Source organism: Rhodobacteraceae bacterium S2214 (genome assembly GCA_025141675.1).
In the GTDB taxonomy this organism is placed as follows: Bacteria; Pseudomonadota; Alphaproteobacteria; order Rhodobacterales; family Rhodobacteraceae; genus Yoonia.
The window spans coordinates 2589082-2611692 of record CP081161.1 but is presented as its reverse complement, the minus strand read 5'-3'; the positions used below and the strand labels follow the sequence as shown (position 1 = coordinate 2611692).

Annotated in this window: 26 protein-coding genes; 20 read left to right on the top strand and 6 right to left on the bottom strand. The window is 57.5% G+C overall.

The window, feature by feature from the left end; translation table 11 throughout:
• Positions 1–87: 87 nt before the first annotated feature.
• Positions 88–519 (top strand): hypothetical protein, encoded by a 432-nt coding sequence (locus K3729_13115; GenBank protein UWQ98389.1) that lies wholly within the window; start codon positions 88–90, stop codon positions 517–519.
• Positions 520–541: 22 nt separating this feature from the next.
• Here the strand turns inward: K3729_13115 and moaA are convergent, their stop codons facing one another.
• The gene (gene moaA / locus K3729_13110; protein UWQ98388.1) at positions 542–1546 is read right to left on the bottom strand and encodes a GTP 3',8-cyclase MoaA; all 1005 of its coding nucleotides are present in this window, start codon (positions 1544–1546) and stop codon (positions 542–544) included.
• A gap of 86 nt (positions 1547–1632) precedes the next feature.
• On the opposite strand from moaA, the gene K3729_13105 reads away from it, so the two are divergent.
• On the top strand, positions 1633–2133 hold the full coding sequence (locus K3729_13105) for a D-galactarate dehydratase (protein UWR01051.1): 501 nt from the start codon (positions 1633–1635) through the stop codon (positions 2131–2133).
• 14 nt (positions 2134–2147) lie between these two features.
• Here K3729_13105 and K3729_13100 read toward each other — a convergent pair whose 3' ends face one another.
• Genes K3729_13100 through glmU form a run of 3 tightly spaced genes read right to left on the bottom strand, consistent with a single transcriptional unit; the run spans position 2148 to position 6010 of the window.
• Positions 2148–2834, bottom strand: a complete 687-nt coding sequence (locus tag K3729_13100; GenBank protein ID UWQ98387.1) for a DNA alkylation repair protein — start codon at positions 2832–2834, stop codon at positions 2148–2150.
• A complete protein-coding gene (gene glmS / locus K3729_13095) occupies positions 2831–4654 on the bottom strand; it encodes a glutamine--fructose-6-phosphate transaminase (isomerizing) (GenBank protein UWQ98386.1) in 1824 nt (607 codons plus the stop codon). Before glmS ends, K3729_13100 begins: the two co-directional genes overlap by 4 nt.
• Before the next feature lie 3 nt (positions 4655–4657).
• On the bottom strand, positions 4658–6010 hold the full coding sequence (gene glmU, locus K3729_13090; protein UWQ98385.1) for a bifunctional UDP-N-acetylglucosamine diphosphorylase/glucosamine-1-phosphate N-acetyltransferase GlmU: 1353 nt from the start codon (positions 6008–6010) through the stop codon (positions 4658–4660).
• Between the two features lie 117 nt (positions 6011–6127).
• On the opposite strand from glmU, the gene K3729_13085 reads away from it, so the two are divergent.
• From K3729_13085 to K3729_13075, 3 genes are all read left to right on the top strand, one after another.
• Positions 6128–6787 carry an HAD hydrolase-like protein gene (locus tag K3729_13085; protein ID UWQ98384.1) on the top strand — a complete coding sequence of 220 codons (660 nt, stop codon included), beginning with the start codon at positions 6128–6130 and terminating at the stop codon, positions 6785–6787.
• Positions 6788–7015: 228 nt separating this feature from the next.
• Complete coding sequence (locus K3729_13080; protein ID UWQ98383.1) at positions 7016–7942, top strand: sulfotransferase; 927 nt, start codon at positions 7016–7018, stop codon at positions 7940–7942.
• Positions 7943–8167: 225 nt separating this feature from the next.
• Entirely contained in the window at positions 8168–9361 is a 1194-nt protein-coding gene (locus tag K3729_13075; GenBank protein ID UWQ98382.1) for a DegT/DnrJ/EryC1/StrS family aminotransferase, read from the top strand.
• On the opposite strand, the gene K3729_13070 is transcribed toward K3729_13075, so the two are convergent.
• Positions 9349–9798: a CreA family protein gene (locus tag K3729_13070; protein UWQ98381.1), complete on the bottom strand. Its 450-nt coding sequence runs from the start codon at positions 9796–9798 to the stop codon at positions 9349–9351. The genes K3729_13075 and K3729_13070 overlap by 13 nt on opposite strands.
• Before the next feature lie 123 nt (positions 9799–9921).
• Here K3729_13070 and K3729_13065 point away from each other — a divergent pair, with 123 nt between their 5' ends.
• From K3729_13065 to K3729_13015, 11 genes are all read left to right on the top strand, one after another.
• Positions 9922–11085 carry an isovaleryl-CoA dehydrogenase gene (locus K3729_13065; GenBank protein ID UWQ98380.1) on the top strand — a complete coding sequence of 388 codons (1164 nt, stop codon included), beginning with the start codon at positions 9922–9924 and terminating at the stop codon, positions 11083–11085.
• A complete protein-coding gene (locus tag K3729_13060; protein ID UWQ98379.1) occupies positions 11082–11579 on the top strand; it encodes a DUF1311 domain-containing protein in 498 nt (165 codons plus the stop codon). The genes K3729_13065 and K3729_13060 overlap by 4 nt, the downstream gene beginning before the upstream one ends.
• Before the next feature lie 2 nt (positions 11580–11581).
• Positions 11582–11881, top strand: coding sequence for a hypothetical protein (locus K3729_13055; protein ID UWQ98378.1), 300 nt, complete (start codon positions 11582–11584; stop codon positions 11879–11881).
• Positions 11878–12384: a DUF1311 domain-containing protein gene (locus K3729_13050; protein ID UWQ98377.1), complete on the top strand. Its 507-nt coding sequence runs from the start codon at positions 11878–11880 to the stop codon at positions 12382–12384. The genes K3729_13055 and K3729_13050 overlap by 4 nt, the downstream gene beginning before the upstream one ends.
• Positions 12381–12860, top strand: coding sequence for a lysozyme inhibitor LprI family protein (locus K3729_13045; protein ID UWQ98376.1), 480 nt, complete (start codon positions 12381–12383; stop codon positions 12858–12860). Before K3729_13050 ends, K3729_13045 begins: the two co-directional genes overlap by 4 nt.
• Positions 12857–14416, top strand: a complete 1560-nt coding sequence (locus K3729_13040) for a methylcrotonoyl-CoA carboxylase (GenBank protein ID UWQ98375.1) — start codon at positions 12857–12859, stop codon at positions 14414–14416. Before K3729_13045 ends, K3729_13040 begins: the two co-directional genes overlap by 4 nt.
• The gene (locus K3729_13035; protein ID UWQ98374.1) at positions 14416–14982 is read left to right on the top strand and encodes a thermonuclease family protein; all 567 of its coding nucleotides are present in this window, start codon (positions 14416–14418) and stop codon (positions 14980–14982) included. The genes K3729_13040 and K3729_13035 overlap by 1 nt, the downstream gene beginning before the upstream one ends.
• Complete coding sequence (locus K3729_13030; GenBank protein UWQ98373.1) at positions 14982–16928, top strand: acetyl/propionyl/methylcrotonyl-CoA carboxylase subunit alpha; 1947 nt, start codon at positions 14982–14984, stop codon at positions 16926–16928. Before K3729_13035 ends, K3729_13030 begins: the two co-directional genes overlap by 1 nt.
• Positions 16925–17587 (top strand): glutathione S-transferase family protein, encoded by a 663-nt coding sequence (locus K3729_13025; GenBank protein ID UWQ98372.1) that lies wholly within the window; start codon positions 16925–16927, stop codon positions 17585–17587. Before K3729_13030 ends, K3729_13025 begins: the two co-directional genes overlap by 4 nt.
• A gap of 84 nt (positions 17588–17671) precedes the next feature.
• Entirely contained in the window at positions 17672–18529 is an 858-nt protein-coding gene (locus tag K3729_13020; GenBank protein UWQ98371.1) for a hydroxymethylglutaryl-CoA lyase, read from the top strand.
• Between the two features lie 3 nt (positions 18530–18532).
• A complete protein-coding gene (locus tag K3729_13015; protein UWQ98370.1) occupies positions 18533–19309 on the top strand; it encodes a crotonase/enoyl-CoA hydratase family protein in 777 nt (258 codons plus the stop codon).
• Here the strand turns inward: K3729_13015 and K3729_13010 are convergent.
• A complete protein-coding gene (locus K3729_13010; protein ID UWQ98369.1) occupies positions 19306–20145 on the bottom strand; it encodes an aminoglycoside phosphotransferase family protein in 840 nt (279 codons plus the stop codon). The genes K3729_13015 and K3729_13010 overlap by 4 nt on opposite strands.
• A gap of 192 nt (positions 20146–20337) precedes the next feature.
• On the opposite strand from K3729_13010, the gene K3729_13005 reads away from it, so the two are divergent.
• From K3729_13005 to K3729_12990, 4 genes are all read left to right on the top strand, one after another.
• Complete coding sequence (locus K3729_13005) at positions 20338–20703, top strand: NADH-quinone oxidoreductase subunit A (protein ID UWQ98368.1); 366 nt, start codon at positions 20338–20340, stop codon at positions 20701–20703.
• Between the two features lie 123 nt (positions 20704–20826).
• Entirely contained in the window at positions 20827–21228 is a 402-nt protein-coding gene (locus K3729_13000; GenBank protein UWQ98367.1) for a hypothetical protein, read from the top strand.
• A 226-nt stretch (positions 21229–21454) separates the two neighbouring features.
• A complete protein-coding gene (locus K3729_12995) occupies positions 21455–21988 on the top strand; it encodes an NADH-quinone oxidoreductase subunit B (GenBank protein ID UWQ98366.1) in 534 nt (177 codons plus the stop codon).
• A 4-nt stretch (positions 21989–21992) separates the two neighbouring features.
• Positions 21993–22607, top strand: coding sequence for an NADH-quinone oxidoreductase subunit C (locus tag K3729_12990; protein UWQ98365.1), 615 nt, complete (start codon positions 21993–21995; stop codon positions 22605–22607).
• Positions 22608–22611 lie beyond the last annotated feature (4 nt).

Sequence of the window (22611 nt, the reverse complement as noted above, 5' to 3'; positions counted from 1 at the left end):
GCATATCGTCAAAGGCTTAACTCTTGTCTGGACAGTGGATTTTGGCTCAACTATTGCGTGAGCCGTAACTTCAAGAGGAAACTTAAGTTGAAATTTTTCGGTATTCTATCAGTGCTCGGCGCTCTTACTTTTGCATCTCCTGCAGTCGCGCAAACCACCCTTGTCGATCGTAACTTCGGCCATATGCAATTCAGGTGGAGCAGCAACGGCGGCACAATCGTGCGCTGGCGGGCAGTCATCGTTGACGGCAATATCGCCATCTGTGGGGCAACGGCCTATCGCGGAGGCAATATTTACAACCAGTTGACGCGCAAAGCACTGCGCGACATGTCAATCAAGCGCAATGGTTCTACCTTTATGCGCGATATTTCGTTCTTTGCATCGCGGGGAAGCCGTGCCCATGCCGCACGCCTCGAAGGTGAACGCGCGACTTGCCGTGTGACACAAACACCTGGCACGCCGGCTGATTTGGCATCGTTTTCGATTGTATCTGAGGGCCGGCGTTACCGTCTCGACTAATCATTCATAAGTGTACAGCCCGTCAGCCGCCAGTGTGTGACATGTGGCGGCTGACTTGCCCGTCGGCCTTTTGACGCGAATAGTCAAAGTCGTGCCCTTTGGGTTTCAGCGAAATTGCGTGCCGGATTGCGTCTTCAAGATGCGCATCGGATTCGCTCGACCGCAGTGGGCCCCGTAGGTCAGAATGGCCTTCTTGCCCCAGACATGTGTAGATTTCGCCCGTGCATGTCACCCGCACACGGTTGCAGCTTTCGCAGAAGTTATGTGACAGCGGGGTGATGAAGCCGATCTTTTGTTGCGTATCGTCAAGCCGCACGTAACGGGCTGGACCACCGGTGCTTTCCGGCAGGTCCGTCAGCGTGGTGCGTTTTGCAAGCCGCGCACGTAGGTCTTTCAGCGACCAATATTGCGTGATCCGGTCTTCGTTACCGATGTCACCCATCGGCATGACCTCGATAAACGTGATGTCCATGTCGCGGCTCGCGCACCAATCGGTGAGGGTGAACAATTCGTCTTCATTAAAGCCTGCAAGCGCCACGGTGTTGATCTTAACCCGCAGCCCAGCCTTTTGGGCCGCATCAATGCCGCGAATGACTTGAGGCAGGCGGCCCCAGCGGGTGATGTCCGCGAATTTCTGCTCGTCCAGCGTATCCAGCGAAACGTTGATCCGTTTCACACCAGCCGCCGCCAAATCGGCTGCATATTTTTCCAGCTGACTGCCATTGGTCGTCACGGTCAGTTCTTCCAATGCGCCGCTATCCAGATGCCGGGTCATCGACCGGAAGAAGGTCATGATATCGCGGCGCACCAACGGTTCGCCCCCAGTAATCCGCAGCTTTTTCACGCCCAAACGGACGAACGATGAACACAAACGATCAAGTTCTTCGAGCGACAGCAAATCCTTTTTCGGCAGGAACGTCATGTTCTCGGACATGCAATAAACGCAGCGGAAATCACACCGGTCGGTCACAGAGACACGGAGGTAAGAAATGGCGCGGGCGAATGGGTCGATCAATGGCTGTGTCATGGTGTGACCGTAGGGGGCGGCAAAGGCCTGCGCAAGGTGGCCTTTGGTCCTTGCGATACCATTTTCGCCGGATTAACCTCACCCACATGAAAGTGATCTATACCTTACCCGTTTTGTGCCTTGCCGCCTGTACCGACCCTGCGTGGCAGTTAACCCCACCCAATGCCGCCCCTGTGGTCGATGCGGCTGCTGTTGTGCCGGCTGAACCGGTTGAGACACTTGACCCGACCCCACCGCCACCGCCACCACCTGCGGCGCGCACGGTCGAAGAATTTGACACCACATCTGCCGAAGATCGCGCTGCTGCCGTCGCAGTGGTTGCTGAACCTGCAGGCGAACAGTCGCTCGGGATCACCAACATTTCGCTTGGACCACCCGCGCAGCCGGGGATTTGGATGGAAACCGGTCTTGTCAGCGAATTGGCACCGGGGCGGGTCGAAAACCCGGCATCTGGCAAATCCGTGAACCTTGAACTGCGCCCGTCAGGCGGCCCCGCGACAGCAGGCAGCCAGATGAGCCTTGCCGCGATGCGTCTGCTTGACGTCCCGCTGACAGGGTTGATCGACGTACAGGTTTACCGCAACTAATTGAATTTCGTAGGTTACGCAGGGGCGGCTGGCAGTTTGCTGGCCGCCTCTTTGCGTGCGAAGGGTTTCATCCGGTCGCCGAACTCTTCCAGAAACGCGCGTGTGCGAGGTTCATCGTGTTTCGACAGATCGCGTAACCACCACGCCACGGATTTCTGAATAAACCAGTCATGGTCATCCACATAGGTCGCAGCCCAGCCCAGAATACGAACGCGCGCGGCTTCTTCATCCGGTTTCGGATGGTTTTGCTTAGCCCAAGGCAAGGTCATTACCAATGCCGCACGTTTCGTCCATTTGTCGTCCGATGTTGTCCAAGCCTCGACTTCATCAAGCCGTGATGGATCCGCGACCAACCGCTTTTGACCCGCGATACAGGCGTGATCAGCCACGGCCCACGCATCAAAAGTCGGCACCCACGATGTGATGATGTTCCATACGTCTGAATCGTCCGGCTTGATCCGCGCTTGGGACAGCAGTTTTGCCCCCGCGACCATGCCTTCGTGGATATTCGTGGCCCATAGATCGCGGGCCAATTGCAGACGGTCTTCAAAGCTCAGCTCGGCGCGCCATGCTTTCACATGCACGTCGATGTCTGGATTCGGCACGCCAAGGTAAGGGCGGTCGACTTTATGATAGGCCGCCATGCCGATGGCTTTGATGTCGTCGCGGCCCAATGCCGCGATGGCGTCATCAACGTTCATTCGACGGTCACAGACTTGGCAAGGTTGCGCGGCTGGTCAACATCAGTGCCTTTGGCAATCGCCGTATGGTAGGCCAGCAACTGGGCAGGGACGGCATAAAGGATTGGTGCGAGGAAGGCGTCAATTTCGGGCATGATGATCGTGTCCCAGACACCCTCGCCAGCTTCTTTTTCGCCTTGCTTGTCAGTGATCAACAAGACCTTGCCGCCACGGGCCATGACCTCTTGCATGTTGGACACAGTCTTATCGAACAGGCTGTCGCGCGGGGCCATGACGATAATCGGGACGTTTTCGTCAACAAGCGCGATTGGACCGTGCTTCAGTTCGCCTGATGCATAAGCTTCTGCATGGATGTAGCTGATTTCTTTCAGTTTTAGCGCACCTTCGTGTGCAAGCGGATACATCGCACCACGTCCCAAGAACAGAATGTCGCGGGCTTCGGCCAGCTGGCGCGCCACGGTCTGGCATTTGCCTTCGATGCCAAGCGCTGCGTTGATCACGCCCGGAATACCGCGCAGATCAGCGAGCATTTTCGCAACTTCCGCGTCGGTCAAATGGCCACGTGCGCGTGCGGCTTCAATGACCAAGATGGCAAGCGTCGTAAGCTGACAGGTAAACGCTTTGGTTGATGCCACGCCAATCTCTGCGCCTGCCAAAATCGGCAGCGCCAGATCGCTTTCGCGCGCGATGGAACTCGTGTCGACGTTCACGACGGAAATGATCTTGTCCGCCTTGCCCTTCATATACCGCAGCGCGGCCAACGTGTCGGCGGTTTCGCCGGACTGGGACACGAACAACGCAGCGGTGCCCTTGGTGACGGGCGGTTCGCGGTAGCGGAACTCGGATGCGACGTCGATTTCAACTGGCATACGGGCGACCTGTTCAAACCAGTATTTCGCAACCATGCAGGCGTAGTAGGCCGTGCCACAGGCCACCAGCGTCATGCGTTCAATCTTGGTGAAATCGATACCGCTGTCGGGTAGGGTGATCGCATTGGCGTCTGCGTTGATGTAATGCGACAAGGCACCTTGCAGCACGGTTGGCTGCTCGGCGATCTCTTTAGCCATAAAGTGTTTGTAGCCACCTTTGTCGACATTGGTGGCGCTGACTTCGATGATCTTCATCTCGCGGCTTGTCTGCTGACCCGCCTCATCACGGATTTCGACAGAATTGCGCGTGATGATCGCCCAATCACCTTCTTCAAGGTATGTGATCTGGTTCGTCATCGGGGCCAGCGCAATCGCGTCAGAGCCGACAAAGTTTTCGCCGTCGCCGTGTCCAATCGCAAGCGGGGATCCTTTACGGGCCGCGACAAGCAGGTCGTCTTCACCGTCAAACAAGAAGCACAGCGCATAAGCGCCTTCCAACATCGCGATGGTCTTCTCGGCGGCTTCGCGCGGGGCGAGACCCGCGTCGAGGTGGTATTGGGCCAGCAGCGCTACGGTTTCGGTATCCGTGTCGGTCGAATACGCGATGTTCTTTTCTGCAAGGAACTCGCGTAATTCACGGAAATTCTCGATGATGCCGTTATGAACAACAGCCACACCGCCCGCGCGGTGGGGGTGTGCGTTGCCGACGCTTGGCACACCGTGGGTTGCCCAACGCGTGTGACCAATACCGGATTTCCCAGCGAGCGGTTCATGGACCAACAAGTCGGACAGGTTCACCAATTTGCCAAGCGCACGACGGCGCTCCAGCTTATTGTCGTTGATGGTCGCAATACCCGCGCTGTCGTAGCCGCGATATTCGAGCCGTTTCAGGCTGTCGACCAGCAAAGGGGCCGCTTGGTGGTTGCTTAGTACGCCAACAATTCCGCACATGTCTTAATGTCCTTTCGACTGCTTGGCCTTACGTGCCCGCAGCATATCAAATAATTTTGTCGCAAAACCTGCTTTGGTCACTTGCCGCGCACGGCCAAGCCCAAGCGCGCCATCCGGCACATCGTCGGAAATCACAGACCCGCTGCCCGTCATCGCGCCATTGCCGACAGTGACAGGTGCCACGAGCATCGTATTGGACCCGATAAACGCCTCGCGCCCAATGGTCGTCTGATGTTTGAAAAAGCCATCGTAATTGCAGGTGATTGTCCCCGCGCCGATATTTGCTTTTTCGCCGATTGTCGCGTCACCGATGTAGGACAGGTGATTCACCTTCGCGCCCGCCGCGATTTGCGCATTCTTGATTTCGACGAAATTGCCAACCTTAGTGTTTTCGGCCAGCTCTGCGCCGGGGCGCAAACGGGCGTAGGGGCCGATGATCGACCCGCGTGACACATGACATCCTTCAAGGTGGCTGAACGCGCGGATTGTCGTGTCGGATTCAATGGTCACATCGGGGCCAAAGACGACGTTTGGCTCAATAATCGTGTCGCGACCAATGACGGTGTCATGGGCGAAATAGACCGTGTCCGGATCGGACAAGGTGATCCCGTCCGCAAGCGCGGCGGCGCGAGCGCGGCTCTGGAATTGTGCCTCTGCGCCAGCCAGTTCCGCGCGTGAATTCACGCCGAGCGTTTCCGCCTCGTCGCAGCTAACGACCGTGGCGGACAGGCCCTGATCGCGTGCAATGCCGATGATGTCGGTCAGGTAGTATTCTTCTGATGCGTTGTCATTGCCGACCTTTGAAATCAGATCAAACAAGACGTCAGACTTTGCCATGATCACGCCGCTATTACAAAGCGTTATAGCGCGTTCCTCATCCGTCGCATCTTTGAATTCAACGATCCGTTCCAGCGTGTCACCGTTAGTGACCAGACGACCGTAACGCCCCGGATCAGCGGCTTCAAACCCTAGAACAACGACATCATGACTGCTACGCGCTGCGGCCATCGATTCCAGCGTTTCGGGTTGGATAAACGGCGTGTCACCGTACAACACAAGCGCGTCACCGTCGAAACCATCAAGCGCGTCTTTGGCCTGTGCGACCGCATGGGCCGTGCCCAATTGTTCGGTCTGTAGTACCGTCGCAACGTCTGGGTCCCACGCGACTGCGGCGGCTGTCACTTTTTCCGCGCCGTGGCCCGCAACGATCACTGTCTTCTCAGGCTCGAGTGATGCACCTGCTTTCATTGCGTGCACCAACATCGGCGCACCCGCAATTTTGTGCAGCACTTTGGGCAGGTCGGAATTCATCCGCGTTCCCATGCCCGCGCCAAGAATGATCAATGCTGTGCTCATAATACCGCCCTAAACCCTTTTGCGCCCTTCTACCTGAGACGGAGGCTACCGCAAGTGTTGGGGCTTCACTTCGCCTTACACATCGTTACAGAAGGGTAAACGGTGATGGAGACGGACATGCGTACAGTGATTTTCGATCTTGATGGGACGCTTGCGGATACCAGCGGCGATCTGCTTGCCGCGGCCAACACCTGTTTTCGCGACCTAGGTCTGGGTGATCTGCTGACACCTGCGGACAGTGGGACTGCGCTCAAGGGTGGACGTGCAATGCTACGCCTTGGGTTTTCGCGGGTTGATGGCTACGGCGAAGACGAAGTCGACCGCCAATATCAACCACTGCTCGACGCTTACGCACAGGACATCGACAGCCATACGGTGCTGTATCCCGGCGCGATGGATGCGGTGCGGGCATTGAAGGACGACGGCTATGTCGTGGCGATCTGCACGAATAAACCCGAAGGACTGGCTGAGACGCTGATGAACAGCCTCGGTGTGCGTGATGAATTCGCGGCCCTTCTGGGGGCGGACACATTGCCGGTCCGCAAACCCGATCCGGAACACCTGTTCGAAACGGTTCGCCGCGCAGGGGGGCATATCGACAAATCCCTGCTTGTGGGCGACACGCTGACAGACCGCAAAACATCTGCCAACGCAGGCCGGCCGTCGATCCTTGTGACTTTTGGGCCGGGAGATGACGAAGTGCGAGACCTCAACCCCGAAGGGCTTATCGGGCACTTCGACGAGCTGCACGCAGAAGTGCGCCGCTTAATCGGGTAGCGGCAAGGGCAATGTCGAAGGAGTGCGGCGCGCGCTAAAGTCTGCTCTGGAAACAAAGCTTCCGTCGGATTTGGCCCTACAAATGACTGCTGAGAATGGGATGTAGTCATACGGCAGCCCTAAATTAAAGAATAAGCTATTCGAAAGTATAGTGGCTTACCCCATAAGATCGACTGACCTATGCTATTCGATAACTGAAAAGTTGGGCCAATGTGCGATGTCTGAAATATGTTAAAATCTGACGCTCAATTTTCCCCAAATTTCTTCGTGGTTGGAGCACCGAAAGCTGGAACTACGGCGGTCTATCATTGGTTACGGTCGCATCCAGCAGTGTTCTTACCTACTGTTAAAGAACCGAGCTACTTCGCCTATGCTGGCAATTCTGCAATTCCGACGAACGGTCCCTATGATCCGGATTACGTCAGGCAAATCACCGTAGAACTTGAAAGCTATGCCAAGTTGTACGAGGCAGCAGGCACAAGGCTAACAGGGGACATCTCGCCGGTTTACCTGTTGGATGACTATGCAGCAGAGCGGATCGTAGCGGCATGCCCGGATGCGCGAATTATCATTCTTCTGCGGGATCCGGTTGAACGGGCGTTCTCTCAGTTCATGCACCATGTGCGCGATAGTCTTGAACCCTGTGAAACTTTCGAAGAGGCGCTCGCGCAAGAAGAGCAGCGTCTGCGTGAGGGATGGAGCCCGGGCCATGGCTACGCGACCTATGGTCACTATCTGTCACAGATCGAAAAATACTTTGCCGTATTCCCCAAAGAACAGATACTTGTTCTGGAATATCAAGAATTACAATCCACCCCAGAACACTGTTGGCATCAGATCTGTGAACATCTGCGCATTGAACCGAATAGCTTGGTTCGAAATGAACGGGTCAACTCGACCCAAGATTTAGCCGAAGTGCCTGGCCGCCCTGGGTTGGCACGTCGATTGAAACATCCAGGAGCGGCTCAAGCGCTGCTCAAGCGATTGATGCCCCCGCGTCTTAGGGCAAAGCTTCGCCAATTCCTCGAAGGACCTCCGCGTCCGGTTCCCGTGCTATGCGCGGACACAGCGCATGCTCTTGCAAGCAGATACCAAAGCGAACGCCGTCAAATCGAACATCTCACTGGTCTGTCCCTGGCACACTGGACTTCATGAACTGAAGAAGACAGCTTTTGGTGCATGATTCAGCATGCGTTGCTATCGGATTATTTCCGCTGTCCGTTGCGGGCGCTTCCGTTTTGTCGTTTCTTTGCAAAGTTGCTTTCCACCTGCCGACCCGCAATCAGTTTCCCTGAAACACCGGCTCAGCTTATGCAAACCGCTGCTTCACCGCCGCACTTTCGATTGACCCTGTTCCAAAGGCTCTGCACAAATCGGGCCATGACAGAGCGATTCAACGGTAGTTTCACCCAGCAAGAACCGATCCCTGACGCGGGGATCAAGGCCGCCATGGCTGTGATGCAAAGCGGGCGTTTGCACCGTTACAACACGCATGGCGATGAAATCGCCGAAGCCGCGTTGTTGGAAGAGGAATTCGCCGCACAAGTCGGGTCCAAATATTGCCTTGCCGTGGCCTCTGGCGGCTATGCGATGACGACTGCGCTGCGGGCCTGCGGTGTGAAACACGGCGACCGCGTTTTGACCAACGCTTTCACGCTTGCGCCCGTTCCAGGTGCGATTGCGGCTGTGGGTGGCGTGCCTGTCTTTGTGGGCGTGACCGAAAGCCTTGTGATTGATCTTGACGATCTGGCGGCCAAACTGGACCAAGCCAAGGTGCTTTTGCTCTCACACATGCGCGGCCATATCTGCGACATGGATGCGCTTATGGCGATGTGCGATGCGGCGGGCGTCGTCGTGATCGAAGATTGCGCACATACGATGGGGGCCGCGTGGAACGGTGTGCCGTCAGGGCGTTGGGGCAAATTCGGTTGCTATTCCACCCAGACCTATAAACACGTGAATTCCGGCGAAGGCGGCTTGCTGATCTCTGACGATGCAGAAGGTATGGCGCGGGCGATCATGCTGTCGGGCAGTTATATGCTGTTCGAAAAGCACCGCGCAGCGCCGCCGCCCGAGATCTTCGCGCAGATCAAATATGAAACGCCCAATATTTCTGGCCGGATGGACAATCTGCGGGCAGCAATCTTGCGACCGCAACTGCAGGATTTGCAGACGCAATGTGACCGCTGGAATGCGCTTTATGCGGTTGTCGACGAAGGCCTCGCCGATACGCCGGGGCTGACACTGGTGCCACGTCCGCCACAAGAAAGCTTTGTCGCGTCATCCCATCAGTTTTTGTTGTTGGGTTGGAGCGACGCGGCCATCGCCGACGTCATCGCACGCTGTGAAGCACGCGGTGTCGCGCTGAAATGGTTCGGCGGGGCAGAACCCACGGGCTTCACGTCGCGCTACGATTCGTGGAAATACGCACCATCCGAACCGATGCCGCAAAGCGATCGTATCCTGAAAGGGATCATCGACATGCGTCTGCCGCTTACCTTTAGCATCGACGATTGTGCGCTGATTGCACGGATCATCCGGTCAGAGGTGTCAGCAGTCTATCAATCGGCCTGATACAACGGGATCGTCGAGATCGACATCTTCGCGGACCCTTGGCTCAGCTCGGACGCATGCGCCAGATAAATCAGCGTGTTGTTTTCCTGATCAAAAATGCGTTTGACCCGCAAAGACTTCAGTACAATCGACTGGCGTTCGCGAAATACGTTTTCGCCGTCGTCGCTGCGGTCAATGTCCCCGATCACAATAGGGCCGGTCTGGCGGCAGTCGATGCTGGCGTTTGACGGGTCTTCAAACCAATTGCCGTTTGAAATCCGGTCAAAGAACGACCGTTCAAAATAGGCAATGTGGCAGGTCACGCCTGTCACGTCGGGGTCTTGGATGGCCTCAATAATAATGTCGTTGCCCACCCAATCAACGCCGACACGGCCCACTTCATCCGCAGATGCAGTGAATGGAAACAGGGTGAGGGCGGCGATCATTAGCTTTTTCATGCAGGTTCAACTGATCAGTTAGCACTTGGTTCCCACCTGCAAGACGAATGTTTGTTGACGCGGCAAGCAGGCTCTGCATACAATTGAACAAGCGTTCAATAAATTTCTGGGGGGAGTCGCGCGATGTTCCATGGATCAATGACATTTGATTTGGGCGAAGATACCAATGCACTGCGCGATATGGTGCATGGCTGGGCGCAAGAGCGCGTCAAACCGATGGCGGCGCAGATCGACGCGGATAACCTGTTCCCGCCAGCGTTGTGGACGGAAATGGGCGAACTCGGCCTATTGGGCGTGACGGTGGATGAAGCTTACGGTGGCGCGGGCATGTCCTATCTTGCGCACACCGTCGCCATTGAAGAAATCGCACGGGCCAGCGCGTCAGTGTCGTTGTCTTATGGTGCCCATTCGAACCTGTGCGTGAACCAGATCAAGCTGAACGGTACCGAAGAACAAAAGGCCAAATACCTGCCGCGTTTGATCTCGGGCGAACATGTCGGCGCATTGGCGATGTCCGAAGCGGGCGCTGGGTCAGACGTTGTGTCCATGACGCTGAGCGCGGAAAAGCGGAACGATCACTACCGTTTGAACGGTAATAAATACTGGATCACTAACGGACCGGATGCGGACACACTGGTGGTGTATGCCAAAACCGACAAAGACGCCGGATCGAAAGGGATCACCGCCTTCCTGATCGAAAAGGAAATGACCGGTTTCAGCACATCCCCCCATTTCGACAAACTCGGGATGCGCGGGTCGAACACTGCAGAGCTGATCTTCGACGATGTGCAGGTTCCGTTCGACAACGTGCTTGGCGAAGAAGGGAAAGGCGTCCGCGTCCTGATGTCCGGTCTTGATTACGAACGTGTGGTGCTGGCGGGCATCGGCCTTGGGATCATGGCGGCTTGTCTGGACGAAGTGATGCCGTATCTGTCCACCCGCAAACAATTCGGCCAGCCCATCGGGAATTTCCAACTGATGCAGGGCAAGATCGCCGATATGTATACGGCGATGAATTCGGCGCGTGCCTACGTCTACGAAGTCGCGAAAGCCTGCGATCGCGGCACCGTCACCCGCCAAGACGCAGCAGCCTGCTGTCTTTACGCATCCGAAGAGGCGATGAAACAAGCCCACCAAGCCGTACAGGCGCTGGGTGGGGCAGGGTTCTTGAACGACGCGCCTGTCGCGCGGTTGTTCCGCGACGCCAAGCTGATGGAGATCGGCGCAGGCACATCCGAAATCCGCCGCATGTTGGTGGGGCGCGAGTTGATGGGGACGATGGGGTGAAGTGGATCGCTTTAGTTTTGGCCGTCGCTGTCTCGCCTGCAAGCGCACAGGGCAGTTTCGAGGCCTACGATCCGTCAATCCTGCAAGTTTGTTTGGAAAATAACGAGATGGGCGGGGGCGACCCGTCTACTTGCATCGGTCTCGGGGCCGCGATTTGCATCGAGGGTGAGGCCGGTAGTTCTAATGTCAGCTACGGGATGTGCATGTCGGCGGAATGGCAGGACTGGGATGACCGCCTGAACGAAGCCTATGCGATCGTACTCCAGCAACAGCGCGAATTTGGCGTCCATTTGCGAGATGTTAACCCCGCGTTCCCGAACCCCGACGAAGTCATGCGCGATATGCAGCGGGCCTGGATCAAGTACCGCGATCTGGCTTGTGATTGGGAACGCATTCAGTGGGCTGGTGGGACGGGCGCCGGACCCGCGGCCGCGCAATGCATGCTGGAACTTACCGCGCGGCAAATGCTGTTCCTGAACGCACGGGGCCAATAGGAATGACGCGCCGCTGGATCATCGCACCTATCGCAGCACTGGCCATTATGGCCGGTTATCTGGGGTTGCAACTGGGCCAGCCGGTGACTGAAACGCAAATTATCACGCAGTTTGCCCAGGCCTACGTCGATGATCACGGGGACGGAGCGGATGTATCCGACTGCCTTGCCGTGCCAGATTTGCGAACCGATGTTCGGTTGGTCGTGCGATGTACGCATCCAAGCGGGATTATCTATTCTTATTTTGCAGGCCAACGCGGGCAATTGCGCGGGTCTGAAACGTCACAGGATCCAAAAGCATGATACGCCACTTGATTTGCGCTGCGGCGCTCGTCGCATTCCCCGTCACGGCTACAGCGCAAGACGCAGCCTATGACCAGAACGCGACAACGTCCTGCCTCGCTGATGCGGGCACAATTGTGGAAAGGCGCGCATGTATTGGTCTTTCGGCCGACGCCTGCGCTGATGCGTCAGTAGGTGGCTTCAACACACGCAGCATGACAGCCTGTCTGCGGTTCGAATATGACCTGTTCGATGACATGCTGAACGCAGAATACGGCATCGTGCATGACCTCGCACAGGACTTGGACAAGCAAGACAACGGCACCAGCTTTGATGACGTGTCGATGGTGGACCGCTTGGTGCAAATGCAACGGGCGTGGATCGCCTACCGCGATGCCACTTGCGCCTATGAACAGCGCCAGTTTGATGGTGGCACCTTGGGGCAGTTGGTTCACATTGATTGCCTTGCGCAATTGACGGCAGAGCAGACGTTTCGGCTGCAAAGCACGGCTTTGGGCCTATGATGCGGCGTCTTGGGATCATTATCGCAGTGGGATTGGCGCCACTGCCTGTCTCCGGCCAGACCCTCACGGTCTCCGAAGTTCAAATTCGCGCCTGCGCCGATAGCGCACCTGCTTGGGAAGACATTCCGCAATGCGTTATGGATGCCGCAAATGACTGTCAGGCCCTGCCGGGTGGCAGCACAACCATCGGGATCGTCGATTGCTTGTCCGCGGAAACCGCCGTGTGGGACGCGATATTAAACGAAGAATATGCCAAGGCCCGCACGTTATTCGATGACGTGGGCGGTGACGATTTAACGATTAGCTTGCGCGACGCCCAACGCGCGTGGATTGCCTTTCGCGATGCGGATTGTGCAATGCGATACCAACGCTGGATCGGCGGGACGATCCGGTCCGTTGTATCCGCAAGCTGCCAATTGACGATGACCGCCAGCCGTGCGCTCGCGTTGCGCGACTTAGCAAGGAATACGCCATGAGTAGAACAATACACGAAACGGCATTGGCCGAGGTTGCGACTGCTGCGCAAGCGGCAGCTGCAGGTGGCGGTGAAAAATCCCGCGCAAGGCATGTGTCGCGCGGCAAAATGCTACCTCGTGATCGTGTCGCTAACCTGCTTGATCCGGGGTCTGCGTTTCTGGAAATTGGGGCGACGGCAGCGCATGGTATGTATGACGGGGCGGCGCCCTGTGCGGGTGTAATCGCAGGCGTCGGCACCGTGTCGGGGCGTCAGGTGATGATCGTGTGCAACGACGCGACGGTGAAAGGCGGGACGTACTACCCGATGACCGTCAAGAAACACCTACGCGCACAGGAAATCGCAGAAAGCTGCCATTTGCCTTGCGTCTATCTGGTGGATTCTGGCGGTGCGAACCTGCCGAACCAAGACGAAGTCTTTCCCGACCGCGACCACTTTGGCCGCATCTTCTACAACCAAGCCCAGATGTCCGCGAAAGGCATCCCGCAGATCGCAGCCGTGATGGGGTCTTGTACGGCGGGCGGGGCCTACGTGCCCGCGATGGCGGACGTGTCGATTATCGTGAAAGAGCAGGGGACGATCTTCCTTGCGGGTCCGCCTTTGGTGAAAGCCGCAACGGGCGAAGTGGTGTCAGCCGAAGACCTTGGCGGCGGGGACGTGCACACGCGCCTATCGGGCGTTGCGGACTATTTGGCCGAAGACGACACGCACGCGCTGGCGCTGGTTCGGCAAGCGGTGGCGTCTTGCGCGTTGCCACCCGTGAATGCAGCAACGCGGCAGGTGCCGGAATTGCCTACGCTGGACCCAGAAACGCTGTTCGACGTGGTGCCCGCTGATCTACGCACGCCGTACGACAGCCGAGAGGTCATCAAACGGATCGTCGACGGGTCCCGTTTCGACGAATTCAAAGCGCGGTTTGGCGAGACATTGATCACAGGCTTTGCCCACATCGACGGCTGGCCCTGCGGGATTATCGCGAACAACGGTGTGCTGTTTTCGGAAGCTGCGCAAAAGGGCGCGCATTTTGTCGAACTCTGTTCGCAACGCAAAATCCCTTTGATCTTTTTGCAAAACATCACCGGCTTTATGGTCGGGCAGAAATACGAAAACGAAGGCATCGCGCGGCACGGGGCCAAGATGGTGACGGCTGTCGCCACGACCAACGTCCCCAAGATCACGATGGTCATCGGCGGATCATTCGGGGCAGGCAACTACGGCATGGCCGGACGCGCCTATTCGCCGGACTTTATGTGGACATGGCCCACATCGCGGATATCCGTGATGGGCGGTGAACAAGCGGCGGGGGTGCTGGCGACCGTCAAACGCGACGCGATGGACCGCGCCGGGCAGGAATGGTCGGCAGAGGAAGAAACCGCCTTCAAGCAGCCCACCATCGATATGTTCGCCGAACAATCGCACCCGCTTTATGCATCCGCGCGGCTTTGGGACGACGGGATCATCGACCCGCGCAAATCACGCGAGGTGCTGGCGCTGTCGCTCGCGGCGGCCATGAACAAAGAAATAGAGGACACGCGGTTCGGCGTGTTTCGGATGTGATGGGCGACAAGGATCATCGCAAAGTGGTGCCATTCAGTCGCGATTACCGGCGTGCGCCCAAGTTCGATATGGGGCTGCCCCCGAAACGCCCACAGCGCAAAGCGCGGCGTGCGGCTGATCCGGTCCGCTATCTCAAGCGGGTCATTGTGCTCAGCACGGCAGGGCTCTTTATTCTGCCGACCCTGTTTGACGCGGTGATCGGGTTCACAAAAACGACTGCTGATGCTGCGGGGGACGTTCGCATTTTGCGGGTGGTCGACGGGGATACGGTGACGGTGATGACCACGGATGGGACAAGGCGGGCACGGTTGGCCGGGTTCGACACGCCAGAGCTTTTTTCGCCGCAATGTCCGGCAGAGGCAGCGGCGGCACTTCAGGCCAAATGGGCCCTGCGTGTGATGCTGTTGCAGGCCGGTGAGGTAAAAATCGTCCGCGATGGTGAAGACCGATATGGCCGCCTTTTGATCCGCGGTTTTGTAGATGGGCGGCCATTGGCTGCCGACATGATTTCAGCAGGCCATGCCCGCGCTTACGCAGGCGGCCAAAGACAGACATGGTGCGCCTGATGTTTAACAAAATCCTCATAGCCAATCGTGGCGAAATTGCCTGCCGCATTATCCGGACGGCCCGCGATATGGGCGTGAAAACGGTGGCTGTGTATTCAGATGCGGACGCGGATGCGCTGCATGTCAGGAACGCGGATGAAGCGGTACGGCTCGGACCGGCCCCTGTCGCTGACAGCTACCTGCGCAGTGACCTGATCATTCAGGCAGCGTTGGATACCGGCGCGGAAGCGATCCATCCAGGGTATGGTTTTTTGTCCGAAAACCCCGATTTCGTGGATGCGGTGACCAAGGCGGGCCTGACATTCATTGGGCCAAGCGCCGACGCGATCCGCGCCATGGGGCTGAAAGACGCGGCCAAGGCTTTGATGATCAAAGCGGGCGTGCCCGTTGTGCCGGGCTATCACGGGGCGGATCAGAACCCAGACCTGCTCGCGGCAGAGGCCGAAAAGATCGGCTATCCTGTGCTGATCAAAGCCGTAGCGGGCGGCGGCGGCAAAGGCATGCGCTTGGTTGAGAAGGCCGCAGATTTTCTGGAAAATCTGAACTCCGCGCAGGCCGAAGGGAAAACCGCCTTTGGCAATCCTGACGTTTTGATCGAAAAATACATCCAAAGCCCGCGTCATATCGAAGTGCAGGTCTTTGGCGATGGAACCGATGCGGTGCACCTGTTCGAGCGGGACTGTTCGCTGCAACGCCGCCACCAGAAGGTCATCGAAGAAGCCCCAGCGCCCGGCATGACCGATGCGATGCGCAGTGCCATGGGCGATGCGGCGGTCACCGCTGCAAAGGCAATTGGCTACGCAGGGGCCGGCACGATCGAATTTATCGTGGACGGATCAAACGGTCTTCATCCTGACGGCTTTTGGTTCATGGAAATGAACACGCGCCTACAGGTAGAACACCCCGTGACCGAGGCCATCACCGGCGTTGATCTGGTCGCGTGGCAATTGCTGGTCGCATCGGGGCAGGGGCTTCCGATACAACAGGACGATCTGTCGATCACAGGTCATGCGTTCGAGGCGCGTCTTTACGCCGAAGATGTCCCCGCAGGCTTTTTGCCCGCAATCGGGACGCTGTCGCATCTGTCTTTCCCTGACACTGCCCGCATCGATAGCGGCGTCACCCAAGGCGATACGATTTCACCGTGGTATGATCCGATGATTGCCAAGGTCACGACCTATGGGCCAGACCGGACGACCGCTTTGCGCAAGTTGAGTGATGCTTTGGCCGCGACCCATGTGGCGGGCACGACAACCAATGTGGGTTTCCTTGGCGCATTGTCACGGCACGCGGGCTTTGCGGCGGGCGATGTGGATACAGGCCTGATCGCGCGGGACATCGACGTGCTGACCGCGCAAGACGATCCGACGGCACTTGATGTGGCGGCTGCTGCGTTTTGTGCGGCAGACCTCGCGACTGCAGATGGACCGATGACCGGCTTTGCGCTGTGGCAGCCGCTCCCGCAAACCGTCCACTTGCGATTGGGCGACGATGATTGCGATGCTGTGGTGGCCTTTGCCGATGGCAATACCTGTGACGTGACAACACCATTCGGGACCGTCGGTCTGACACGCAGGACGGGCGGTTGGCGCAGCGCTGCGAGGGCGCTTCCTAAAGCTGTTCGTCATGTTGGACAGGTGACTGTCTTTGGGGGCACTGCGACTTGTTTCGATATCGTTGATCCGCTCGCGCGGGCAAGCTCTGTGGGTAGCGGTGATGCGGTCATGGCCCCGATGCCGGGTCTCATCCAGGACGTTGCTGTGACCGTCGGGCAAGCGGTGTCCGAAGGCGACCGGCTTGTGGTGCTTGAAGCGATGAAAATGGAACACGTGCTGCGCGCACCGCGCGATGGCGTGGTCGCAAAACTCGGCGCGGCGCTGGGCGACCAAGTCGTGGCAGGGGCCGAATTGGTCACATTGGAAGCGGCGGATGGGGAGGCACCATGATCCGGCTGCATCATTGCCACCAAACACGGTCGATGCGGAGCCTCTGGCTGTTGCATGAATTAGGTGTGCCGTTCGAATTGCAGGTCTATCCCTTCGACGCATCGATCAAATCAGAGGCATATCTGGCACTGAACCCTGCGGGGCGCGTCCCTTCGCTCGAAATCGACGGGCAGGTGCTGTTTGAAAGCGGCGCTATTGCCGAAGTGCTCAGCGAATATGCGCCTGACGCGGGCTTGGGGCGGCTAGTCGGTGATCCGGAACGATACGCTTGGCTCAATTGGATCCATTTTGCCGAAACGATCAGCCAGCATTGCGCGGCATTGACCCAACAACACGTGGCGCTCTTTGAAGACCACATGCGCAGCCCAATTGTTATGAACCTCGAAGCCCGCCGTTTGGCGAAGACAATTGGCACGGTCGAGACGGGGCTTACAAATTCAGGTTATCTGTTGGGCAGCGGGTTTTCTGCGGCGGACATCGGCGTGGGACAGGCCGTCTATATGGCGACACACTTTGTGACGCTGGACGCCTTTCCAAAAGTGACAGCTTGGTACAACCGATTGACCACGCGGGAGGCTTTTCAAAAGGCGCTACCGCCGCAAGGCGAGCCCTCGCTTTATGCCAAAGACTTCTACCCACCGTGGCCGGTTGAAAAATGATGTGGCGGATGTTGCTGGAGAAGACATGGGGGCCAGCCCCCATACCCCCGAGATATTTAAGACCAAAAGAAATGGGACTGCACGATGGCTGAACATGTGACGATCCACGAGGTTGGCCCGCGTGACGGGTTACAGAATGAACCGGGAGTGATTTCGGTTGCGGACAAGGTCGCGTTGATTGATCTGCTGGGGACCTCTGGTTTGACCGATATCGAAGTCGGGTCTTTCGTCAGCCCCAAATGGGTTCCGCAGATGGCCAATACGCCGGACGTTCTGGCTAAGATGACGCGCGTGGCCGGTTGTACATATGGTGTTTTGGTCCCCAACATGCGCGGCTGGGAGAGCTTCGCCCCCTTTGCGGACGGTCCGTTTGAGGTGGCTGTGTTTATCTCTGCCTCTGAAGGGTTCAGTCAGTCCAACCTGAATTGTTCTGTGGCGGAATCGATTGTGCGCCTGACACCCGTTGTGCGCGCGGCAGAGGCGGCAGGTGTTCCGGTCCGCGGTTATGTGTCTTGTATCACCGATTGCCCGTTTGATGGGCCCACTCAGCCCGAAGCAGTTGCGAAGGCCGTTGCCGATTTGCGTGCCGTTGCCCCGATGCAGGTGTCGCTTGGCGACACGTTGGGTCGTGGCGAACCTGCGCGTGTTGCGACGATGCTGGATGCAGCTCTGGATATTGCGCCTGCAGATCAATTGGCCGGACATTTCCATGATACAGGCGGGCAGGCGCTGGAAAACGTGAGCGTCGCACTGGGTAAAGGGCTGCGCCATTTCGATAGTGCAGTCGGCGGTCTTGGCGGTTGTCCTTACGCACCCGGTGCGCCCGGCAATGTCGCCACAGAAGCGGTTTTGGCCCATGTCACAGCGCTTGGATACACAACAGGCGTTGACGGGGACGTTATTGCGCAGGCTGCGGCTTTGGCCCGCAGCATGAAAGGATAAAAGATGGATCACGTGAAACTAGCAGTTGATGCGCGCGGTGTGGCGACGGTGTCGTTGGCGCGATCTGAAAAGCGCAACGCCCTATCTGCACAAATGATGGACGAATTGACGCAAATGGCCGCCCAGCTTGACGCGGATGACGCCGTGCGCGTTGTGGTGCTGGCGGCGGAAGGCGGGGTGTTCTGTGCTGGTGGCGATTTGGGCTGGATGCGGGCCCAGATGGAAGCGGACGACGCTGCACGAACGGTTGAAGCGCGCCGGATCGCGGGCATGTTGCAGGCCCTGAACAGTATGAAAAAGCCGTTGATCGGTCGCGTGCACGCCGATGCATTTGGCGGCGGTGTGGGCATGTGCTGCGTGTGCGACGTGGTCGTGGCCAGTGAGGGTGCGATGTTTGGCCTGACCGAGACAAAGCTCGGACTTATCCCCGCTACTATCGGGCCGTACGTGATGGCCCGCATGGGAGAAGGTCGCGCGCGCCAAGTCTTCATGTCGTCCCGTCGTTTTGGTGCGCACGAGGCGAAGGATCTTGGGATCGTCAGCCGCGTTGTGGCGGATGCCGATCTGGTTACAGCTATCGCACGCGAAGTGGATCCATATTTGGCGTGCGCCCCGGGTGCGGTGGCTGCTGCCAAGGCTTACGCCCGCAGTTACGGCCCCAAGATTGATGCCGCCACAATGGATCGCAGTATCGCGGCCTTGTTGGCGCAATGGGCCAGCGATGAAGCGCAAGAAGGAATCGCCGCGTTCTTTGAAAAGCGCAAACCGCGCTGGGCCTAGGCCCGTGTTGCTTGCTGCGCAAAGGTCAGGAATTGATCGATAAGGGCGATTTCGGACGGTTCTTCTTGATCGAATAGCCCGTTGTTCGTCCAAGCCAACGACAGGGCCGCATGCGCCGCGGCCCATTGCAGCAATCGAAGCTCTGATACGTCGAACGCGGCGGCCCATATCTTCACGCGGTGCTGAATAACGGCAGGCTGACGATAGTGGTCTTCCGCGCCAATAGGATTGCGCAGCGCGTTCGCCAGATCATAGGTCCGATCCCCCAATACGCCCTTCGCGTCAAACGAAAGAAACCCGCGCGCGCTGCCTTTGATGTTATCGTGATGCAGATCGCCGTGCAGTGGGCGGATGCCCTTTTGACTGTACAACAGTTCGGCCGCGAGGCCACGTGCGGCATCAATCGTGACCTGCGTCGCCTTCGGGCATGTGGTTGCATAACGGGCGGTCATCAGCGCGTTGAACCGGTCCGCCAGCGATGGCAGGGGGGTAGTCAACACCGGAACTTGCGCATGCAGTCGACGTGCAGTTTGGCCCAGCTCGATCGTCGCTATTTCCTCCGATCCGTCCCTCACCATATCGCCCAATGTCGGACCGTCGAGCCATTCTAACAAGGCAGCGCCTTTCGCGCGCCCCAGCAGCCTTGCAGCCCCACGCCCATCCCACGCGCGCAGTAAGGCGAATCCCGGTTCCTCTTCCCCAGCTGATCCATCCTTATACACCTTGAGCGCCGCTGGCGTGCCATCCGCCTGTGTGACTTTCCAAATGGTCGCAATCGGGGTGTCGGCCACATGGGTGGGCAACGAGACGGCAAAATGGTGCAATGTGTCGTCCATCACGAAACTCTGCCTTGCGCGGGTGCGATTGTCATCATTGCTTTCGATCCGATGAACAAACGGACAAAGGTCGCAGAAAATTTTGAACGCATCCGGGCGTCCGACCCGTTGACCCTTCCGGATGCCAAGGGTAAGTGTCAGCCAGCCAAGAGAGGCGGGGTCATCCCCTGCCTGTTAGGGAAAGGACCACCCGTGCAAGAGATGCTGACTGAATATTTGCCGATTATGATCTTTTTGGGCCTCGCGATTGCGCTGGGCGTGATCTTGATCCTTGCAGCGGCCGTTGTTGCGGTCCGCAATCCTGATCCGGAAAAAGTGTCTGCATACGAATGTGGGTTTAACGCCTTTGACGATGCGCGGATGAAATTCGACGTGCGGTTCTATCTCGTATCGATCCTGTTCATCATCTTCGACCTCGAAGTCGCGTTCCTGTTCCCATGGGCGGTGGCGTTTAAAGACGTCAGCATGGTGGGTTTCTGGTCCATGATGGTGTTCTTGGGCGTACTGACAGCGGGCTTTGCCTACGAATGGAAAAAGGGCGCGCTTGAGTGGGAATAACCCCATTCGCGACATCCCAGTGAATTTGAAAGCCGCTCAAGATTTTGGGCGGCTTTTTTCGTGTGAAGGCGAAGGGGAAAGACACCCGTTGAGCGTGTGTATGCGGTCGGTTAATGTCGCCTAATGAACAAACCAATTATGAAAATAGTCGCGGGGCCGTCGCCAACGCAATCAGGCATATCTGACGCCGCAACTGCGGGGCTTGGGTCAGTCATGTCCGCAGCAAGCAAAGCGGCGGATGTCATTGCGCACGACGACGACGGCCTGCTTCAGATACTGCATTATCGTAAACAGGTCGCGATTGCGGCAAAGCGAAGAAGCCGTTGGTTCGGTGGCCGCCTGTACAACAAAATGACGGGCGAAGACCCTGATTATATCCCGATCTCAGGCACACATCTGCGCCAAACCTTTTCGATCATTAACTTTGATGCACCGGATTTCATCGTGGCGTCTGGCCAATACCAGCTCCGGACGGATTTCGCGGAAGAGGCGGTCGATGCCCTCCAGAAAAAGCGCAGCGCATGATGACGGTTGTGCGTGCGACTTGACGCCGCTGGGCGGTTATACTTGAGTGTTTCGCTTGGGTATAACCGCCTGACGTTCATACTTTATTTGCCTCGATAATGTTAAATTCACCCCTTGCGATGGGCCACTGTCGGCTTGACCTTTCCGGGCGTGCCGCATACTCCCAATCGCGAAGCTGTGCCGCATCTGCAGGTGGCACATGATCGATCAAAGAAGAGGCATCGTTATGGGTATCGCTACGGGATTGAATGACGCTGGCGCCGACAAAGAGCACGCGACTCAGGTTTTGAACCAAGAATTGCAGGATAAGGGCTTTTTGGTCACATCCACGGCGGACATGATCAACTGGGCGCGGACCGGCTCTTTGCACTGGATGACCTTCGGGTTGGCCTGCTGCGCGGTCGAAATGATGCACACGTCGATGCCACGCTATGACCTTGAACGGTTCGGGACAGCGCCACGAGCCTCCCCGCGTCAATCTGACTTGATGATCGTGGCCGGCACATTGACCAACAAAATGGCGCCCGCGCTGCGTAAAGTTTACGACCAGATGCCAGAGCCACGCTATGTGATCTCTATGGGGTCATGTGCGAATGGCGGCGGCTACTACCACTACAGCTATTCCGTTGTGCGCGGCTGTGACCGGATCGTCCCTGTCGACGTCTATGTTCCGGGGTGCCCGCCAACCGCCGAGGCGCTGCTGTACGGTATCCTTCAGTTGCAACGTAAAATCCGCCGCACCGGCACAATCGTGAGGTAAGGTGATGACCGAAGCACTCCAACAACTTGGCCAACACATCGAACTGAAACGCCCTGATTGCGTTTTGTCGTGGGACGTCACGAACGATGAACTGACGTTGAACGTATCCGCGTCCAACCTCGTGTCCTTCGTGGAATTCTTGAAAACGGACGGTTCTTGCCAGTTTTCGTCCCTCGTGGATATCACAGCCGTTGATTACCCAAGCCGTGCAAAGCGGTTCGACGTCATCTACCACTTCCTGTCGATGTACCAGAACCACCGTATCCGCCTGAAAACACAGGTGCGCGAACAAGACATGGTGCCGTCGATCATTTCCGTGCACCCGTCTTCGAACTGGTTTGAACGCGAAATCTTCGACATGTACGGCATCCTGTTTTCAGGCCACCCTGATCTGCGTCGTATCCTGACTGACTACGGTTTCCGTGGCTATCCGCTGCGCAAGGATTTTCCGACGACTGGCTACACCGAAGTCCGCTATGACGAAGTGCAAAAGCGCGTTGTTTATGAACCGGTGTCACTGGTCCAAGAATACCGTCAGTTCGACTTTATGTCACCGTGGGAAGGGGCCGAATACATCCTTCCGGGGGATGACAAAGCAGACGCTGAGGCAAAAGGTTAATCCT

Bases quoted from the DNA above. Each gene is read 5' to 3' on its own strand.
- K3729_12995 (UWQ98366.1), top strand. From the start codon at position 21,455: ATGGGTATCGCTACGGGATTGAATGACGCTGGCGCCGACAAAGAGCAC.
- K3729_13100 (UWQ98387.1), bottom strand. From the start codon at position 2,834: ATGAACGTTGATGACGCCATCGCGGCATTGGGCCGCGACGACATCAAA.
- K3729_13070 (UWQ98381.1), bottom strand. From the start codon at position 9,798: ATGAAAAAGCTAATGATCGCCGCCCTCACCCTGTTTCCATTCACTGCA.
- K3729_13015 (UWQ98370.1), top strand. From the start codon at position 18,533: ATGGATCACGTGAAACTAGCAGTTGATGCGCGCGGTGTGGCGACGGTG.
- K3729_13050 (UWQ98377.1), top strand. From the start codon at position 11,878: ATGATACGCCACTTGATTTGCGCTGCGGCGCTCGTCGCATTCCCCGTC.
- K3729_13010 (UWQ98369.1), bottom strand. From the start codon at position 20,145: ATGGACGACACATTGCACCATTTTGCCGTCTCGTTGCCCACCCATGTG.
- moaA (UWQ98388.1), bottom strand. From the start codon at position 1,546: ATGACACAGCCATTGATCGACCCATTCGCCCGCGCCATTTCTTACCTC.
- K3729_13030 (UWQ98373.1), top strand. From the start codon at position 14,982: ATGTTTAACAAAATCCTCATAGCCAATCGTGGCGAAATTGCCTGCCGC.
- glmU (UWQ98385.1), bottom strand. From the start codon at position 6,010: ATGAGCACAGCATTGATCATTCTTGGCGCGGGCATGGGAACGCGGATG.
- K3729_13045 (UWQ98376.1), top strand. From the start codon at position 12,381: ATGATGCGGCGTCTTGGGATCATTATCGCAGTGGGATTGGCGCCACTG.
- K3729_13085 (UWQ98384.1), top strand. From the start codon at position 6,128: ATGCGTACAGTGATTTTCGATCTTGATGGGACGCTTGCGGATACCAGC.
- K3729_13025 (UWQ98372.1), top strand. From the start codon at position 16,925: ATGATCCGGCTGCATCATTGCCACCAAACACGGTCGATGCGGAGCCTC.
- K3729_13000 (UWQ98367.1), top strand. From the start codon at position 20,827: ATGAACAAACCAATTATGAAAATAGTCGCGGGGCCGTCGCCAACGCAA.
- K3729_13105 (UWR01051.1), top strand. From the start codon at position 1,633: ATGAAAGTGATCTATACCTTACCCGTTTTGTGCCTTGCCGCCTGTACC.
- K3729_13080 (UWQ98383.1), top strand. From the start codon at position 7,016: ATGTTAAAATCTGACGCTCAATTTTCCCCAAATTTCTTCGTGGTTGGA.
- K3729_12990 (UWQ98365.1), top strand. From the start codon at position 21,993: ATGACCGAAGCACTCCAACAACTTGGCCAACACATCGAACTGAAACGC.
- K3729_13065 (UWQ98380.1), top strand. From the start codon at position 9,922: ATGTTCCATGGATCAATGACATTTGATTTGGGCGAAGATACCAATGCA.
- K3729_13020 (UWQ98371.1), top strand. From the start codon at position 17,672: ATGGCTGAACATGTGACGATCCACGAGGTTGGCCCGCGTGACGGGTTA.
- K3729_13040 (UWQ98375.1), top strand. From the start codon at position 12,857: ATGAGTAGAACAATACACGAAACGGCATTGGCCGAGGTTGCGACTGCT.
- K3729_13075 (UWQ98382.1), top strand. From the start codon at position 8,168: ATGACAGAGCGATTCAACGGTAGTTTCACCCAGCAAGAACCGATCCCT.
- K3729_13055 (UWQ98378.1), top strand. From the start codon at position 11,582: ATGACGCGCCGCTGGATCATCGCACCTATCGCAGCACTGGCCATTATG.
- K3729_13035 (UWQ98374.1), top strand. From the start codon at position 14,416: ATGGGCGACAAGGATCATCGCAAAGTGGTGCCATTCAGTCGCGATTAC.
- glmS (UWQ98386.1), bottom strand. From the start codon at position 4,654: ATGTGCGGAATTGTTGGCGTACTAAGCAACCACCAAGCGGCCCCTTTG.